At 67.4% G+C, this 17,236-nt stretch carries 16 protein-coding genes; 10 read left to right on the top strand and 6 right to left on the bottom strand.

Features of this window, described 5'->3' with window-relative positions; translation table 11 throughout:
• Positions 1–1,872, top strand: a complete 1,872-nt coding sequence (locus METUNV1_RS13690; RefSeq protein ID WP_008062781.1) for an ATP-binding protein — start codon at positions 1–3, stop codon at positions 1,870–1,872.
• On the opposite strand, the gene METUNV1_RS13695 is transcribed toward METUNV1_RS13690, so the two are convergent.
• The 3 genes from METUNV1_RS13695 to METUNV1_RS13705 all read right to left on the bottom strand — a co-directional run bounded on the left by METUNV1_RS13695 (position 1,873) and on the right by METUNV1_RS13705 (position 4,481).
• Positions 1,873–3,282, bottom strand: a complete 1,410-nt coding sequence (locus METUNV1_RS13695) for an ATP-binding protein (RefSeq protein WP_008062783.1) — start codon at positions 3,280–3,282, stop codon at positions 1,873–1,875.
• Positions 3,279–4,004, bottom strand: a complete 726-nt coding sequence (locus tag METUNV1_RS13700) for a response regulator (RefSeq protein ID WP_008062784.1) — start codon at positions 4,002–4,004, stop codon at positions 3,279–3,281. Before METUNV1_RS13700 ends, METUNV1_RS13695 begins: the two co-directional genes overlap by 4 nt.
• 63 nt (positions 4,005–4,067) lie before the next feature.
• Complete coding sequence (locus tag METUNV1_RS13705) at positions 4,068–4,481, bottom strand: hypothetical protein (RefSeq protein WP_008062785.1); 414 nt, start codon at positions 4,479–4,481, stop codon at positions 4,068–4,070.
• A gap of 233 nt (positions 4,482–4,714) precedes the next feature.
• Between METUNV1_RS13705 and METUNV1_RS13710 the strand changes: the two genes are divergently transcribed.
• Together METUNV1_RS13710 and METUNV1_RS13715 are read left to right on the top strand one after the other, a co-directional pair.
• Positions 4,715–7,288: a glycosyltransferase gene (locus tag METUNV1_RS13710; protein WP_008062786.1), complete on the top strand. Its 2,574-nt coding sequence runs from the start codon at positions 4,715–4,717 to the stop codon at positions 7,286–7,288.
• A 4-nt stretch (positions 7,289–7,292) separates the two neighbouring features.
• Positions 7,293–8,843, top strand: coding sequence for a glycoside hydrolase family 17 protein (locus tag METUNV1_RS13715; protein ID WP_008062787.1), 1,551 nt, complete (start codon positions 7,293–7,295; stop codon positions 8,841–8,843).
• Here METUNV1_RS13715 and METUNV1_RS13720 read toward each other — a convergent pair.
• Positions 8,829–9,455 (bottom strand): YbhB/YbcL family Raf kinase inhibitor-like protein, encoded by a 627-nt coding sequence (locus tag METUNV1_RS13720; protein WP_008062789.1) that lies wholly within the window; start codon positions 9,453–9,455, stop codon positions 8,829–8,831. The two genes, METUNV1_RS13715 and METUNV1_RS13720, sit on opposite strands and share 15 nt — an antisense overlap.
• 14 nt (positions 9,456–9,469) lie before the next feature.
• Positions 9,470–11,008: a murein biosynthesis integral membrane protein MurJ gene (gene murJ, locus METUNV1_RS13725; RefSeq protein WP_008062791.1), complete on the bottom strand. Its 1,539-nt coding sequence runs from the start codon at positions 11,006–11,008 to the stop codon at positions 9,470–9,472.
• A gap of 143 nt (positions 11,009–11,151) precedes the next feature.
• Between murJ and rpsT the strand changes: the two genes are divergently transcribed.
• Positions 11,152–11,424 carry a 30S ribosomal protein S20 gene (rpsT, locus tag METUNV1_RS13730; RefSeq protein ID WP_043359844.1) on the top strand — a complete coding sequence of 91 codons (273 nt, stop codon included), beginning with the start codon at positions 11,152–11,154 and terminating at the stop codon, positions 11,422–11,424.
• A gap of 232 nt (positions 11,425–11,656) precedes the next feature.
• On the opposite strand, the gene METUNV1_RS13735 is transcribed toward rpsT, so the two are convergent.
• Complete coding sequence (locus tag METUNV1_RS13735) at positions 11,657–12,031, bottom strand: DUF3579 domain-containing protein (protein ID WP_008062794.1); 375 nt, start codon at positions 12,029–12,031, stop codon at positions 11,657–11,659.
• A 263-nt stretch (positions 12,032–12,294) separates the two neighbouring features.
• Between METUNV1_RS13735 and METUNV1_RS13740 the strand changes: the two genes are divergently transcribed.
• From METUNV1_RS13740 to METUNV1_RS13765, 6 genes are all read left to right on the top strand, one after another.
• The gene (locus METUNV1_RS13740) at positions 12,295–12,480 is read left to right on the top strand and encodes a hypothetical protein (protein WP_008062797.1); all 186 of its coding nucleotides are present in this window, start codon (positions 12,295–12,297) and stop codon (positions 12,478–12,480) included.
• 258 nt (positions 12,481–12,738) lie between these two features.
• The gene (locus METUNV1_RS13745) at positions 12,739–13,914 is read left to right on the top strand and encodes an aspartate aminotransferase family protein (protein ID WP_008062799.1); all 1,176 of its coding nucleotides are present in this window, start codon (positions 12,739–12,741) and stop codon (positions 13,912–13,914) included.
• Positions 13,915–13,927: 13 nt separating this feature from the next.
• Entirely contained in the window at positions 13,928–14,851 is a 924-nt protein-coding gene (argF, locus tag METUNV1_RS13750) for an ornithine carbamoyltransferase (RefSeq protein ID WP_008062801.1), read from the top strand.
• A gap of 31 nt (positions 14,852–14,882) precedes the next feature.
• Positions 14,883–16,115 carry an argininosuccinate synthase gene (locus METUNV1_RS13755; RefSeq protein WP_008062804.1) on the top strand — a complete coding sequence of 411 codons (1,233 nt, stop codon included), beginning with the start codon at positions 14,883–14,885 and terminating at the stop codon, positions 16,113–16,115.
• Between the two features lie 118 nt (positions 16,116–16,233).
• Positions 16,234–16,548: a pyrimidine/purine nucleoside phosphorylase gene (gene ppnP / locus METUNV1_RS13760; protein WP_008062806.1), complete on the top strand. Its 315-nt coding sequence runs from the start codon at positions 16,234–16,236 to the stop codon at positions 16,546–16,548.
• Positions 16,549–16,674: 126 nt separating this feature from the next.
• Positions 16,675–17,160: a YajQ family cyclic di-GMP-binding protein gene (locus METUNV1_RS13765; protein WP_008062809.1), complete on the top strand. Its 486-nt coding sequence runs from the start codon at positions 16,675–16,677 to the stop codon at positions 17,158–17,160.
• The last annotated feature ends 76 nt before the right edge of the window (positions 17,161–17,236 follow it).

Here is a 17,236-nt window from a genome sequence, read left to right on the forward strand (position 1 = left end):
ATGAACCTGCTCCGCCTCGCCCTGTTCTGTCTGCTGTCCGCTGCCGCGGCTGTGCGTGCCGACTTTCCGGTGATCACGCTGGAGCGGGCGGACTTTGTCGTCGCACCGCTGACCGCACGCGATGCGGTCCCGCCACCGGACCGCGCCGACTGGCAGCCGCAGGCACTGCCGGACGCGTGGCGCGACAGCCATCCGGAGCTGCACACCAGCGGCTGGTACCGCTTCCGCTTCATGGTCACCCCGGGCGACGATCCACTGCAGGCGGTGTTCCTGCCTAAGCTGGGGCTGAATGCCGCGGTCTGGCTGAATGGCGTCTTCATCGGCGACGGCGGCCGCTTCGACGACCCGATCTCGCGCAACTGGAACCGGCCGCTGCTTTTCCTGGTGCCGCCAGGCACGCTGAAGCCGGGCGCCAACGCGCTCTACATCCACGTGCGCGGCCACGCCTACACCCAGGCTTCGCTGCATCCGCTGAAGATCGGGCCGGACAGCGTGCTGCGGCCGATCTACGAGCGCGAGCACTTCCTGCGCATCACGCTGAACCAGACCGCCAGCCTGCTGATCGCCAGCGTCGGCGTGCTCATGCTGGCGCTGTGGCTGCAGCGGCGGCAGGACACCGCCTACGCCTGGTTCGCCGCCTCGGCGCTGGTGTGGGCGGCGCAGTCGGTCAATCTGTACGTGCGCGACGTGCCCTTCACCACCGCGCAGTGGGAGGTGCTGATCAACGCCAGCTTCCAGGTGTTCTCGGCGCTGCTCATGGTGTCGCTGCTGCGCTTCGCCGAAGCCGGCGGCCGGCCGCTGATTCCGGCGCTGATGCTGTCGGCGCTGCTCGGGCCACTCACCATGTGGCTGGCGCCGGACGCGCAGGCGATCCGGGTGAGCGCTTTCTGGCACCTGTACACGCTGGCGGGCGCGGCGGCCACGCTGGCCTTCCTGCTGCGCGCCGCCATCCGCTGGCACAACCGCGACGCCCGCCTGCTGGTCGGCGCGCTCGGCGTGGTGGTGGTGCTGGCCGCGCACGACTGGCTGATGCACAGCCGCCACCTGCTGCCCGGCGGCCACCATCTGCTGCTGGACGACGTGTATCTGCTGCACTACGGCGCGCCGCTGCTCTTTCTCGCGGTCGGGCTCATCATGACCTCGCGTTTCGTGCGGGTGCTGAACGAGTTCGAGCGGCTGAACGAGGAACTGGAGGCGCGGGTGCGGCTCAAGCATGCGCAGCTGGAACAGACTTTCGCCCGGGTGCGCGAGATGGAGATGGAACAGGCGGTGACCGACGAGCGCGAGCGCATCTACCGCGACCTGCACGACGACGTCGGCGCCAAGCTGCTGTCGCTGGTGTATCGCGCCGGTTCGCCGTCGGCGGCCGATCTGGCGCGCTCGGCGCTGCAGGATCTGCGCGACGTGGTGTCGCGCAGCGGCAGCGACCGCTTCCGCATGGACGAGGTGGCCGCCGACTGGCGTGCCGAGTGCGAGAAACGGCTGGCCGAGGCCGCGATTCCGCTGGACTGGTCGCAGTACGGCGCGCTGGGCGAGGTCGAACTGAGCCAGCCGCAGGTGCTCAACGTCGGCCGCGTGCTGCGCGAGGCGGTCACCAATGTGATCCGCCACGCGCAGGCCGGCGGCGTGTGGATAGAACTGGGCAGCGACGGCCACCGGCTGGCATTGCGGGTGTGCGACGACGGCGTCGGGCTCAAGGACGGTGAGCCGGCCGCAGCCACCCCGGGCAGCGGTCCGGGCGGACGCGGCCTGCGCAATATGGATGCGCGGGCGGCCCGGCTGGGCGGCGTGCTGCTGCGCCGGCAGGCGCCCCAGGGCGGACTGGAAGTGCTGCTTGAACTGCCGCTTGCGGCGTCGCCGGCCGCGGCCTGATCAGCCGCGCGCCAGGGGCAGCGAGAACGAGGCGCGCAGGCCGCCTTCGGGGCGGCGCGACAGCGTGATGTCGCCGCCCTGGGCGCGGGCGATGGCGCGGGCGATGGCCAGGCCGAGCCCGCTGCCGCCGGTATGGCGGGCGCGCGAGGCCTCCAGCCGGACATAGGGCTCGAACACCCGCTCCAGCTCGGCATCCGGAATGCCCGGCCCGCCGTCCTCGATGTCCACCCGCGCCCGGCCGCCGGCTTCCGACAGCCGTACCGTTACCCGGCCGCCGCCGTAGCGGCGCGCGTTGTCCATCAGATTGACCAGTGCGCGGCGGGTCTGCACCGGGCGCAGCACCACCGGCTGCGACAGGCCGCCTTCGACCTCGATGTCCGCACCCAGTGCGGCGATGTCGTCCGCCACGCCTTCGACCAGCGCGTCGAGACGGGTGGGCGCCGCGGTTTCGGCGCTGTCGCCGGCGCGCAGGAAGGCCAGCGTGTCGTCGATCAGCGTTTCCATCTCGGCCAGATCGCGTTCGATCGCGTCGCGCACCGGGCTTTCCGGCAACTGTTCGAGACGCAGACGCACCCGGGTGATCGGCAGCCGCAGATCGTGAGACACGCCGGCCAGTGCCTGGGCGCGGGTCTGTATCAGCGCGCGCAGTGCCGACTGCATGCGGTTGAAGGCCTGCGCCGCACCGGCCACTTCGCGCGGTCCGGCGGTGTCCATCGGCGCCTGTTCGAGGTCGCGCGCCAGACCGTCGGCGGCGCGCGCGAACATCGCCAGCGGCCGGGTCAGCCGCCGCACCACCCAGACCGACAGCAGGCCCACCGCCAGCGCCACCAGCAGCAGACTGATCACGATGCGCGCCGGCCGCTCGACCGCCGGCGGCGGCGGCGCGTAGCGGAAGGTGAGCACGCTGCCGTCGGACAGCCGCGCCTGGGTGGATACATTGCTCAGCGTGGGACGGCCCAGCAGCCGCGCCAGTACGCCGGGCGGTGGTGGCGGCGGGCGCAGGGTGCTGGCTTCGGCCAGTGCCGGGCTGACCGGCCGGGCGCGCGTCACCACGTGATGGATATAGCGTCCCTTGAGCCGGTCGCCGACCGCGCGGGCGAATACGTCGAATTCGTCAGGCACCGGCGGTGCGTCGTCGTACCAGGGTTCTTCCAGCGACAGCCGGGTGCTCGGGCTTTCCAGCAGCCGCACCAGACGGGCGCGGCCGGCCGGCGGCGTGTCGTCGACCAGGGCGATCGATTCGGCCACGCGGGTGGCGGCGTATTCGCTGCGCATGTGGCGCGACAGCCGCTCGCGGTCATCCACCACCAGCCACAGGCCGACCGAATTGGCGACCAGCAGGCCGCCGAGCAGCGCGCACAGGATCTGGCCGAACAGCGTGCGTGGCCACAGCCGCGACAGCAGGGTCAAAGCACTTTCTCCACCGGCCCGGCCAGCACATAGCCTTCGTTGCGCAGCGTGCGGATGATGCGCGGCTCGCGGCCGTCGTCGCCGAGCCGGCGGCGCAGCCGGCTGATCATCACGTCGACCGTGCGGTCGAAGGGGCCCGCGTCGCGGCCGGCCAGCACGTCCATCAGCTGGTCGCGCGACAGCACCCGGTTCGGATTTTCGGCCAGCGCGTTGAGCATGCGGAATTCGCCGCTGGACAGCGGCGTCACCACGCCGGCGTCGTCCACCAGGTGGCGGGCGCCGAGGTCCAGCGTCCAGCCGGCGAACTTGAGCGCGCGCACGCTGCCATCGCCGTCCGGATGTTCCGGCGCGCGGCGCAGGATGCTGCGCACCCGGGCCAGCAGTTCGCGCGGGTGGAAGGGTTTGGGCAGGTAGTCGTCCGCACCCATTTCCAGACCGATGATGCGGTCCAGCTCGTCGCCGCGCGCGGTGAGCATCAGGATGGGCAGGCGCGACCTGGCGCGGATTTCCCGGCACAGCGTGAGGCCGTCGTCGCCCGGCAGCATGACGTCGAGGATGAGCAGGTCGCAGCCGTCGCGCTCGAGCGCGACGCGCAGCGCGTCACCGTCGGCGACGGTGCGCACATCCATGTCCTGCTTGCCGAGATAGTCGCGCAGCAGGTCGCGCAGGTCCGGGTCGTCGTCGACCACCAGGATGCGGGGGCGGGCATTCGGTCCGTTCATGCAGCGCAGCTTAGCCGCTCGCGCCGCCGCGGTGGGCGATCCGGACAATTCCGGACAATTCGTTTACCTCGCGTTTACAGCGCGGCCGCCGCCGAGGCGGACGAACAGCCCGAGCAGCAGGCCGACCGCAGCATAGTCGGCGGCATACAGCACCAGGCCGGCGCCACCCGCAAGCACCGCCAGCGCGGCGAGCGGGCGCAGCCGGGTGAGCAGCGCGAGCACGCCGAGCGCCAGCGCGGTCAGGCCGATGCGTTCGTGCATGAACAGCTGCGGCGCCCACTGGCGCACCACGCACCGCCAGTCCTCGACCGCGGTCGCGCACTGCGTGTGCAGCAGATCCGATTCCATGATGCCGTGGCGCAGGCCGGCCGCGAGCAGGACGGTCAGCGCGAGCGCCCACAGCAGTCCGGTACCGATGCGCAGGCGCAGGTCGGCGCCGACGGTCGCGGGCAGGAGGGGGGAAGACTGAATATCCATACTGTGTAGGTGGCGTCTGTCAGGGTGCAAAGCGGGATTTTCGCTGTGTTAGCATCGCCGCGCTGCAACATTCTGCCGTGATCCGGCCAGGGTTTGCAGCCCGATGCCGCATCGCCGTCCAGACACCGCCCGACGACCGATCGCGGCCCACCGCCTCCCGTGCTGTACCCGACTGCCGGACCCGACTGCCGGACCCGACGCGCATGAAAAGACAGATTTCCTTCGCCCGCGTGATGATCGCGCTGCTGATTGCAGGCGGTGTGGCCGCGGCGCATTTCGCGCTGTGGGCGGTGAGCAACCGCCCGGTCAGCGTGATCGAGCCGCTCGATTACATCGACGGTTTTTCCTACAGCCCCTACCGCCGCGACCAGACCCCGCTCAAGGGCAAGTATCCGAGCTACGCCGACATCGAGGCGGACATGAAGCAGCTGGGCGGCATCGCCCACCGCATCCGCACCTACAACTCGACCGAGAACCCGGAAGTGTCGGATCTGGCGCGCCAGTTCGACCTGAAGGTGACCGCCGGCGCCTGGCTGGACCGCAACAAGGAGAAGAACCGGCGCGAGATCGGTGCGGTGCTGGCCGATGCCCGGCTGCACGACAACATCGACCGCATCATCGTCGGCAACGAAGTGCTGCTGCGCGACGACCTCACCTTCCCCGAGATGTACGCCTATCTCGACGAGGTGCGCAACGCGACCGACCTGCCGGTGTCCACCGCCGAGCCCTGGCACGTGTGGCTGAAGAATCCGGAACTGGCCGACCACGTCGACTTCCTCGCGGTGCATCTGCTGCCGTACCACGAGGGCGTGCCGGTCGAGAAGGCGGTCGATTACGCGATGGCGCGCTACCTTGAGCTGGTCGAGGCCTTCCCCGGTCGTGCCATCCTGATTTCCGAAATCGGCTGGCCGAGCAAGGGGCCGACGCTGCAGGCCGCGGTGGCGTCGGAACAGAATCAGGCCCGTTTCGTGCGCGAGTTCCTGCACCGTGCGCTGTGCAAGAACATCGACTACTTCCTGATCGAAGCCTACGACCAGCCGTGGAAGATCGACATCGAAGGCTGGGCCGGCGCCTACTGGGGCATGTTCAACGCCGACCGCGAACTGAAGTTCCCGCTCGAAGGCACGGTGGACCGCAACAGCGGCTGGATGGACGACGCGCTGCTGGCCACCGTGTTCGCGCTGGTGCCGATGCTGCTGCTGTGTCTGGTGCAGCGGGGCATGAGCGTTGGTGGCCAGCTGTGGATGTGCGTGCTGGTGCAGTCCTGCGTTACCGCCATCGTGATTGCCGCCCGTCTGCCGGCGGACTACTACTTCACGCTGCGCGACCTGACCGCGCTGGTCGGACTGGTATTCGGCGTGGTGCTGACCGCCGGCGTGCTGCTCACCAACGGGTTCGAGTTCGCCGAGGTGTTCTTCAAGCCGCGCTGGCGCCGGGCCTACAAGCCGGCCGAGCCGCTGCCGCCGGAGCAGCAGCCCTTCGTGTCGGTGCACCTGGCCTGCTGTAACGAGCCGCCGGACATGGTGATCGCCACCATCGACAGTCTGGCCGCGATGGACTATCAGAACTTCGAAGTCATCGTGGTCGACAACAACACCAAGGACGAGGCGCTGTGGAAGCCGGTCGAGGCGCGCATGGCCGAGCTGGGTCCGCGCTTCCGCTTCTTCCATCTGCCGCAGTGGCCGGGCTTCAAGGCGGGTGCGCTGAATTTCGCGATGAAGCAGATCGATCCGCGCACCGAAGTGGTCGGCGTGGTCGATGCCGACTACGTGGTTACCCCCGACTGGCTGAGCGCGCTGGTGCCGCATTTCCGCGATCAGAAGGTGGCGGTGGTGCAGGCGCCGCAGGCGCACCGCGAATGGGAACGCCACTTCTTCAAGCGCATGTGCAACTGGGAGTTCGACGGCTTCTTCCGTATCGGCATGCACCACCGGCACGAGCGCAACGCGCTGATCCAGCACGGCACGATGACGCTGGTGCGCCGTGCGCGGCTGGAGGAATCGGGCAACTGGTCGGAGTGGTGCATCTGCGAGGACACCGAACTGGGGCTGCGCCTGCTCGAGCGCGGCGACGAACTGCGCTACATCGATCGCGTGTTCGGCCGCGGCCTGACGCCGGCCAGTTTCGCGGCGCTGAAGTCGCAGCGCTTCCGCTGGGCTTTCGGTGCGATGCAGATCATGAAGGGCCACTGGCATGCGCTGGTGGGCAAGAGCCAGCTGACCGCCGGTCAGCGCTATCACTTCATCACCGGCTGGTTCTCGTGGTTCGGCGACGCGCTGCAGTTCATGTTCGCGCTGGGCGCCATCGGCTGGACTGCCGCCATGCTGATCTGGCCCAAGATGTTCTCGCTGCCGGTCACCATCATGCTGGCACCGGTGCTCGGCCTGCTGGTCGCCAAGGCGGCGATGGGGCCCATCCTGTACCGGCGCGCGATGGACTGCCCGTGGGCCGACATCGCCGGCGCCTCGCTGGTCAGCCTGGGCCTGTCGCACGCGATCGCGCGCGGCATCATCGCCGGCCTCACCCACAAGCGCGGCGTGTTCCTGCGCACCGCCAAGGGCAAGGCCGAGGGCGGGCTGGCCAAGTTCTTCCAGCCGATACGCGAAGAGATGTATCTGCTGCTCGCGCTGCTGTCGGCCGGTGGCGCCATGCTGGCGCTGCGCGGCACCGACAGCGTCGAGGTGCTGCTTTGGGTGACCATGCTGGGCCTGCAGTCGCTGCCTTACTGGGCGGCGCTGGCCTGCCAGTTCATCGCACAGCTGCCGGAAAAGCCGGCGCCAGCGTCGGCCAAGGCCCAGGTTGCCTGACGCGATGATCGAACCGCTGAACCGCGCGCCGCGCTGGGCGCGCTATGCCCTGGTGCATCTGGTTGCACTGGCGCTGATGGCGTTCTGGCTGTGGCGCGCCAACCAGCCGCAGGCGCTGGCCGAGGTGCCGCCAGACCAGGCTCGGCTGCAGTGCGTGTCCTACGCGCCTTATTACCGGCCGGGCGAGTCGCCGCTGGTGCCCGGTTTCCGGGTCGAGCGCGAGCGCATCGACGCCGACCTGGCCCGGCTGGCCCGGGTGACCGACTGCGTCCGCCTGTATTCGGTCGATCAGGGTCTGGACGCGGTGCCCGAACTGGCCGGCAAGCACGGGCTGAAAGTGCTGGTCGGTGCCTGGATTGGTGGCGACCTGAAGCGCAACGATGCGGAACTGAGCGAGGCGATCGCGCTGGCCAACCGCCATCGTGACGTGGTGCGCGGCCTCATCGTCGGCAACGAGGTGCTGCTGCGGCGGGAACAGACCGAAGCGGCCATGCGGGCCTACATCGAGCGCGCGCAGCGCGAAACCGAGGTGCCGGTCACCTATGCCGACGTGTGGGAGTTCTGGCTCAGGCACCGCGGGCTCGCCGACAGCGTCGATTTCGCGACCGTGCACATCCTGCCCTACTGGGAAGACCATCCGCAGGCCATCGACGACGCGATCATGCATGTCGAGACGGTGATGGACCGCATGTCCGCCGATCTCGGCAAGCCGCTGCTGATCGGTGAGACCGGCTGGCCCAGCCAGGGCAAGCAGCGCGACGGCGCACGCCCGGGTCTGGTCGAACAGGCGCGCTATCTGCGTGAATTCCTGCTGGCGGCGCAGGCGCACGGCTGGCGGTACAACGTGATCGAGGCCTACGACCAGCCGTGGAAGCGCCTGCTGGAGGGTACGGTGGGTGGCTACTGGGGTGTGCTGGATTCGGCCGGTCACGCCAAGTTCGGCTGGCACGGCGCACAGGCCGAGCGCAACGACGGCGCGACCCCGCTGACCGCCGGTGCCGCCGGCCTGCTGATCGGGGTGTGCGTGGTGCTGGCGGCGCGGGTGCGCCGATCGGGCGCCGCGGCGGCGTGCGCACTGTCGGGCGCGCTGGCCGGTCTGGTCGCGCTGCTGCAGTGGGAGTATCTGCTGCTCGCCTGCCGCAACCTGCCGGAATGGCTGGGCATGGGCGCCGTCGCGCTGGCTGGCTGGGCGGCCTGGGCGCTGCTGCCCTTCGCGCTGACCGGGCGTGCGCTGGGCGCGCTGCGCGCGGCGCTGCGGGTGCTGCTGTTCGGGCTGGCGGTGGCCGGTCTGCTGCTGGCGGTCGACGGCCGTTACCGCGACTTCCCCTTCCTGCTGTTCGCGCTGCCGGCGCTGCAGTTCGGTCTGGCGGCGCGCTGGGCCGGCTTCGGCCTGATGCCGGCGCTGCCCGAAACACGGCTGTTCGCGCTGGTCGCGGTCACCGGCAGCACGCTTGCATGGCTGGCCGACTGGCGCAACCCACAGGCGCTGGCCTGGGCGCTGCTGGCCGCCGTGCTGGCGGCCGCTTTCGCAAGGCCCGGCTCAGCCCGCGACTGAGGGGTTCAGCGCATAGACGCCGGTCAGGCTGGCCTGACCGAGCACATGGCCGGACAGTGCGGCCTTCACCGCGTCCATCGTGAGGCGCCCCTCGACCGGCAGCCGGTCGACATCCAGCGCGTACAGCGTGAATACGTAGTGATGCAGGATTTCGTCATTCCACGGCGGACAGGGACCGTCGTAGCCGTGGTAGTCGCCTTTCATCTGTTCGTCGCCGGCAAACCACGCGGTGTAGTCATTGATGCCCTGACGGGTGCCGCGCGGACCGGCCGGGCCGGGCTTGCCGGCGGGTGTGACCGACGACGAGAACTCGCCTTCGGCGATCTCGCCCTCGGGCGCCAGATCCACCAGTATCCAGTGGGTGAAGTCGCCGCGCGGCAGGCTGGCCGGCACGGTGCGGCCGTCCTGGTTCACGTCGTCGCCGCGCGTGGGCACGTCCGGATCGTGGCAGGTGAGCACCAGCGAACGGGTGCCGGCCGGCAGGCCGGACCAGGCAAGATGCGGATTGCGGTTGCCGCCCAGCTGCGCACGGCCCTGACCGTCCGGAATGCAGAAGGCGTTGTCGCCCGGAATGCGGGCACCGTCAGTGAAGGTCCTGCTCGTCAGTTTCATGGTCACGCTCCTCGTTACGAGGCCGCGCGACGGGAAAAATCGCGCAGCCGGAAACCCAGTGCGAACAGCACCGCGAAATAGGCGCCGGCGCCGGCAGGCACCAGCCAGCACAGGTGCAGGATGCGGACGAGTGTGCCCATCTGCAGCCAGTCACCCGGCAGTCGGGCACCGAAGTACAGCACCGTGCCCATGACGGACAGCGCGGACAGCATCTTGATCCAGAAGGTTCGCCAGCCGGGCGCGGGCGTGTAAGCACCGATCCGCCTCAGTCCGCGATACAGGAAGACGGCATTGACCAGCGACGCCAGCCCGATGGACAGCGCCAGACCGGCGTGCGCGAAAGGCTTGATGAAGGCGAGGTTCATCAGCTGGGTGAGCACCAGCACGCCGAGCGCGATCTTGACCGGGGTGCGGATGTCCTGCCGCGAATAGAAGCCGGGCGCCAGCACCTTGACCAGGATGAGACCGGTCAGCCCGACGCTGTAGGCCAGCAGTGCTGAACGGGTCTGCATCACGTCGTGGGCGGAGAACTGGCCGTGGTGGAACAGCGTGGCAATCAGCGGCGTGGCGAGCAGGCCGAGCGCGAGTGCTGCCGGCAGTGTGAGCAGCAGGGTCAGGCGCAGGCCCCAGTCCAGCAGCGCAGAAAATTCAGTGCCGTTGCCATCGGCGTGGCTGCGCGACAGCGAGGGCAGCAGGATGGTACCCAGCGCGACGCCCAGCAGGCCGGCCGGAAATTCCATCAGCCGGTCGGCGTAGTAGAGCCAGGACACCGATCCGCTTTCGAGGAAGGACGCAAACACCGTATTGATGAGCAGCGAAATCTGCGACACCGATACACCCAGTATCGCCGGCAGCATGAGCTTGAAGATCCGGCGCACGCCCGGGTCCTGCAGGTCCAGCCGCGGGCGCGGCAGCATGCCGATGCGCGCCAGCGCAGGCAGCTGCATCGCCAGCTGCAGCGCGCCGCCGATGAACACCGCCCACGCCAGCGCCAGCACCGGCGGGTCGAACCACGGTGCCGCGAACAGGCTCATGAAGATGAAGCTGAGGTTCAGCAGCACTGGCGTGAAGGCGGGCACCGCGAAGCGGCTGAAAGTATTCAGCACGCCGCCGGCCATGGCGACCAGCGACATGAACAGGATGTAGGGAAAGGTGATGCGGGTGAGCGTCACCGTCAGATCGAACTTGTCGGCGTCTGCGGCGAAGCCGGGCGCGGTCACATAGATGATGACCGGCGCGGTGACGATGCCGATCACCGTCACCGCGGCAACCACCAGCGCGAGCAGCGTGGCAACGTGGTCAATCAGCGTCCGGGTATCGTCGGTACCGCGCCGGTTGCGGTATTCGCCCAGTATCGGCACGAAAGCCTGGGAGAAGGCGCCTTCGGCAAACATGCGCCGCAGCAGGTTGGGCAGCCGGAAGGCGACGAAGAAGGCGTCGGTGGCCATGCCGGCACCGAAGGCCCGGGCAATGAAGAAGTCGCGGACGAAACCGAGGATGCGTGACAGCAGCGTCATGCTGCTGACCGTCGCGAGGGCGCGGAGCAGGTTCATCGGGGCAGGGCGTTGCGAAACAGCGCGCACCTTACCAGAGGCGGCTGCTGCCGGATGCGGTGCGGCAAACGTGACAGGACTTGCGCGGCGCGCGCCGGATGCGTATACTCGCGCGTTTTCCCGAATACCACTTCGCAAGAAACATGGCCAATTCCGCACAAGCACGCAAGCGCGCCCGTCAGGCGATCGTTCGTCGTGATCACAACATGAGCCAGCGCTCGGAGCTGCGCACCGCCATCAAGAACGTTCGCAAGGCCATCCTGGCCGGCGACAAGGCAGCCGCGCAAGCCGTGTTCGTGCAGGCACAGGCGACCATCGACAGCATCGCTGACAAGAACATCATCCACAAGAACAAGGCCGCTCGTCACAAGAGCCGCCTGTCCGGCGCCATCAAGGCGATGGGCCTGGCTGCCTGAGCTGTGGATGCAGCGCCCTGAAGGGCGCGCAAAAAAAAGCCGACCATGTGGTCGGCTTTTTTATTGCTGTTTTCTGTTTGTCGTCAGGTCTGCGGCGTCATTCCGTCACCGCCCGATCCGGCCCTTCGGTGCGGCCATGATCGATATCGGGACGCAGGCGTCCGGAAAAAGGATGCTTCCGGACGCCGTGTGCCTGCGTTGACGCGCCCGGCAGTCTGCCGGAAGGGCGGTGTCAGAGCTCCGCCGCGCCGACCTCGAAATCGACCTTCAGGTCATTGTCGCGCGCGAAGTGCATCAGGAAATTGTAGGCCAGCGGTTCGAGCTCATAGAGGCGGGCGTCTACGAACACGCATTTTTCGCCGGTAATCCAGCAACCGGGCCGTACGAAGGGGGAATAGCGCATTTTGCGCTGGCTGCCGAAGGACGACATGACGCCACAGAGGCGGTCGGACCAGTCGCTCGGACGGAAAGTCTTGCCCTTGCTCGTGGCGCCGATGATGGTGAAGCTGCGGGCACGTCGGGGATCGTCCGCCTGCCGGACAAGCGTTTCGTTGGCCGGCGCCGGGGTAGCGGCGGGCTGGAGCTGGGGCTGAGGGATCGCACTCATGTTCTGTTCAGGGGCCTCCGGCGGATCGTGGGCCCGGGCTGCACCGATGTGCTTGTGGCAGGTGCGGCTCCGGGGCGGTGTTGCGTCAGACAGTACTCTTCGTTTTTCTTTTAAAAACAACAGTAAGTTGTTGTAAAGCTCAAGTTGTATTTCTATACTCCGCCTATCCCTATGAGGAGACGGCGTTTATGCTCTATTCAAGTCTTCGGTCGCGACGGCACCAGGCAGTGAGTGAACCGTCGTCTCCGGCCCTTCCGCCGCCGATGGCCCGCTTCGGTTTCAGCATCCGGACCCGCAGTGGCGTACTGATCGAAAATCTCGCCATTCCGGGGGTCAGTGCCGAAGAAGCCGAACGCAAGCTCAGGCAGATCTATATGGGCTGCTCGGTGATAGCACGCTTCGTGCCAGAGGCCGTGGTCGGTGTGCTGCCGGGACGGCGACAGCCCTAAGTCCATGTTCCTGCATCCATTCGCGTCATCGGCCCCGACACCGGGTGCCGTGCGTACCAACAGGAGTGCGCCACCCGGCGGGTGACAATGTGCGCCGCAACATGAGCGGCCTCTGCTACACAGCAGGCGGGCTTTGAACTAAAATCCGTTTTCAATCAAGCACGGCGGCGCAAGCCGCCGTGTTTTTTTCGCGCCGTGCTTTCTGTTTTCCGCGCTGTGCCGCCTGCGGGCGGGCAGCAGCGTCCCGGAGCCGTTTTGATGACGCATCTGATGAATACCTACGGCCGCCAGCCGGTTGCCTTCACCCACGGCAAGGGCGTACGGCTGTACGACGAGGCTGGCCGCGAATACCTGGACGCGGTGGCGGGCGTGGCGGTGAATACGCTGGGCCACGGCCATCCTGATCTGGTGCAGGCGGTGTCGCGCCAGGCCAGCGAACTGATCCACTGCTCCAACCTGTACCGCGTACTGGCACAGGAAAAGCTGTCGGACCGGCTGGCCGAACTGTCCGGCATGGACGAAGTGTTCTTCTGCAACTCGGGCTGCGAAGCGAACGAGGCGGCGATCAAGCTGGCGCGCCTGTACGGTCATCAGCGCGGCGTGGAACTGCCGGGCATCATCGTGATGGAACACGCTTTCCATGGCCGCACGCTGGCCACGCTGTCGGCCACCGGCAACCGCAAGGTGCAGGCCGGCTTCGAGCCGCTGACCCCGGGCTTCCACCGGGTGCCGTTCAGCGACATCGCCGCGGTGCGCGCGATTGCCGAGCACAGCCGCAACATCGTTGCGGTGCTGTTCGAACCGGTACAGGGCGAGGGCGGCATCCACGCGGCGGATCTGGCCTACATGCGCGAGCTGCGCGCACTGTGCACCGAGCAGCAGTGGCTGTTCATGGTGGATGAAGTGCAGTGCGGCATCGGCCGTACCGGCAGCTGGTTCGCCTTCCAGCACGCCGGTATCGAGCCGGACGTGATGACGCTGGCCAAGGGACTGGGCTCCGGCGTGCCGATCGGTGCCTGCCTCGCGCGCGGCCCGGCGGCCGGGGTGTTCAAGCCGGGCACCCACGGTTCGACCTTCGGCGGCAATCCGCTTGCCTGCGCTGCCGCGCTCACCACGCTGGACGTGGTCGCGCGCGACGATCTGCGTGGCAACGCGGTACGGCAGGGCGATGCCATCCGTGCCGGCTTCCGAGAAGCGCTGAAGGACGTCGCCGGCGTGAAGGACATCCGCGGTGCCGGCATGATGATAGGCATCGAACTTGACCGCCCCTGCGGCGTGCTGGTGGCGCGCGCGCTGGAGGCCGGCCTGCTGATCAACGTGACCCAGGACAGCACCATCCGCCTGGTGCCGCCGCTGGTCTATTCCGACGCGGACAGCCGCGAACTGGTCGACCGGCTTGCGCCGCTCATCCGCAACTTCCTCGCGGGCGCCTGACCCGCTGCGTGAAATGACTGAACCCAGACACTTTCTGCAACTGAAGGACCTGTCGCGCGAAGAACTCGACTACGTGTTCGCGCGCACCCGCTGGATCAAGGACAAGTTCAAGCGCTACGAACAGTACTGGCCGCTGCAGGACCGCACGCTGGTGATGATTTTCGAAAAGCAGAGCACGCGCACGCGGCTCTCGTTCGAAGCCGGCATGCACCAGATGGGTGGCAGCGCGATCTATCTGAACACGCGCGACTCCCAGCTGGGCCGCGGCGAGCCGGTGGAAGACGCGGCGCAGGTCATTTCGCGCATGTGCGACGTGGTCATGATCCGCACCTTCGAACAGACCATCATCGAGCGCTTCGCCGCCAACTCGCGCGTGCCGGTGATCAACGGCCTGACCAACGAATATCACCCCTGCCAGGTGCTGGCCGACATCTACACCTGGATCGAGCACCGCGGCGACATCAGCGGCCGCACCGTGGCGTGGATCGGCGATTCGAACAATATGTGCCACACCTGGATGCAGGCGGCCGAGATTTTCGATTTCAAGCTCAACATTTCCACCCCGCCCGGCTACGAAGTCGAGCCGGACAAGGTGGGCGTGGCCGGCAGCCACCACGAGTGCTTCGCCGACCCGATGGATGCGGCGCGCGGCGCGGATCTGGTCACCACCGACGTGTGGACCTCGATGGGCTGGGAAGCGGAGAACGAGGCGCGCTGCGCCGCCTTCGCCGACTGGCAGGTCGATGCCGACATGATGAAGGTGGCCAAGGCTGATTCGCTGTTCATGCACTGCCTGCCGGCGCATCGCGGCGAGGAAGTGTCGGCCGACGTGATCGACGGCCCGCACTCGGTGGTGTGGGACGAAGCCGAGAACCGCCTGCACGCGCAGAAGGCGCTGATGGAATTCCTGCTGCTCGGACGCGTGTCCGGCAGCTGAACCGACGACTCTTATTGAAAGACTGACGACGATGAGCGACATCAAGAAAGTGGTCCTCGCCTATTCGGGCGGCCTGGACACCTCGGTCATCCTGAAGTGGCTGCAGGATGTGTATCAGTGCGAAATCGTGACCTTCACCGCCGATCTCGGCCAGGGTGAGGAGCTCGAACCGGCGCGCGCCAAGGCGATCAAGCTGGGCATCAAGCCGGAGAACATCTACATCGACGATCTGCGCGAGGAATTCGTGCGAGATTTCGTGTTCCCGATGTTCCGCGCCAACACGATCTACGAAGGCGAGTACCTGCTGGGCACCTCGATTGCCCGTCCGCTGATCGCCAAGCGCCTGATCGACATCGCCCGCGAAACCGGCGCCAACGCCATTTCGCACGGCGCCACCGGCAAGGGCAATGACCAGGTGCGTTTCGAACTGGGCGCCTACGCGCTGATGCCGAACGTGAAGGTGATTGCGCCGTGGCGCGAATGGGACCTGCTGTCGCGCGAAAAGCTGCTGGCCTATGCCGAAAGCCACGGCATCCCCATCGAGATGAAGCACAAGCAGGGCGGTTCGCCCTATTCGATGGACGCCAACCTGCTGCACATCAGCTACGAAGGCCGTCACCTCGAAGATCCGTCGGCCGAAGCCGAAGAATCGATGTGGCGCTGGACCGTGTCGCCGGAAGCGGCACCGGATGCCGCCGAATACCTCGACCTCGAATTCGAGCGCGGCGACCTGGTGAGCATCAACGGCACCCGCATGCCGGCGCACGAACTGCTGGCCACGCTGAACCAGATCGGCGGCAAGCACGGCATCGGCCGTCTCGACCTGGTCGAGAACCGCTATGTCGGCATGAAGTCGCGCGGCTGCTATGAAACCCCGGGCGGCACCATCCTGCTGCGCGCCCACCGCGCCATCGAGTCGATCACGCTGGACCGCGAAGTCGCCCATCTGAAGGACGACCTGATGCCGCGCTACGCCAGCATCATCTACACCGGCTACTGGTGGAGCCCGGAGCGCCGCGCACTGCAGGCACTGATCGACCACACCCAGCAGACCGTCAATGGCTGGGTGCGGCTCAAGCTGTACAAGGGCAATGTCATCGTGGTCGCACGCGATTCCAAGACCGATTCGCTGTTCGACCCGACCATCGCCACTTTCGAGGACGATGCCGGCGCCTACGACCAGAAGGACGCGGCCGGCTTCATCAAGCTCAACGCGCTGCGCATGCGCATTGCCGCCAACGCGGCGATCAAGCGCGGCAAGTAAGCGTCGATCTGCCGCGGACAGGCGCGGGAGGGCGCAGCGGGGCAGGGCCCACGAGGTCCGCGCCCGCCGCACGCCCCCGCACCGGCGCGCGGCATTCACTTCATTCCAGGAAAAGAAAATGTCCCAGTTCGACAACATCAGCGTCGTCAAGAAGGCCAACGTCTACTTCGACGGCAAGTGCGTGAGCCACAGCATCCAGTTCGCCGACGGCACCAAGAAGTCGGTCGGCGTCATCCTGCCGGCCACGCTCACTTTCAACACCGGCGCGCCGGAAATCATGGAAGGCGTGGCGGGCAGCTGCCGCGTGCGCCTGAAGGGCGAAACCGAGTGGAAAACCTACGGCGCGGGCGAGTCCTACAACGTGCCGGGCAATTCGTCCTTCGACATCGAAGTGAGCGGCGAGCCCTACCACTACGTCTGCCATTTCGGTTGATCACAGCGGGCTGACGCTGAGTCAGCCGACGGCGATCCGGCCGGCGCCGGTTTCGCCATGCATCACCGGACGCACACGGGCCTTCCGCTCCGCGTGCGTCCTTTCGCCGTTTACGAGGTGCCCAGCATGCCGTCCTTCGACATCAGTTCCGAAATCGACATGGTCGAACTGCGCAACGCGGTCGATCAGGCCAACAAGGAAATTACCAACCGCTTCGACTTCAAGGGTTCGGACGCGCGGGTGGAACAGGGTGAAAAGCTGCTCACGCTGTTCGCCGACGACGATTTCAAGCTGGATCAGGTGTTCGACGTGCTGGTCGGCAAGTTCGCCAAGCGCGGCATCGACGTGCGCTCGGTCGAGCGCGGCGACGCGCAGAAGATCAGCGGCAACAAGATGAAGCAGGAACTCAAGCTCAAGGTCGGCATCGAGAGCGAGTCCGCCAAGAAGATCGTGCGCATCCTGAAGGACAGCAAGCTCAAGGTGCAGGGCAGCATCCAGGGCGAGGAAGTGCGCGTCACCGGCGCCAAGCGCGACGTGCTGCAGGAAGCGATCGCGCTGCTGCGCAAGCAGGTGACCGACATTCCGCTGCAGTTCGGCAACTTCCGCGACTGAGCATGGGCGCCGGCGGCGGGATACTCTGCCCCGGCAGCACTGCGATCACCGGCGTGGCGCCCTGTCACCCCGGCCT

The sequence above is a fragment of the Methyloversatilis universalis FAM5 genome (genome assembly GCF_000214035.2).
Classification (GTDB): domain Bacteria; phylum Pseudomonadota; class Gammaproteobacteria; order Burkholderiales; family Rhodocyclaceae; genus Methyloversatilis; species Methyloversatilis universalis.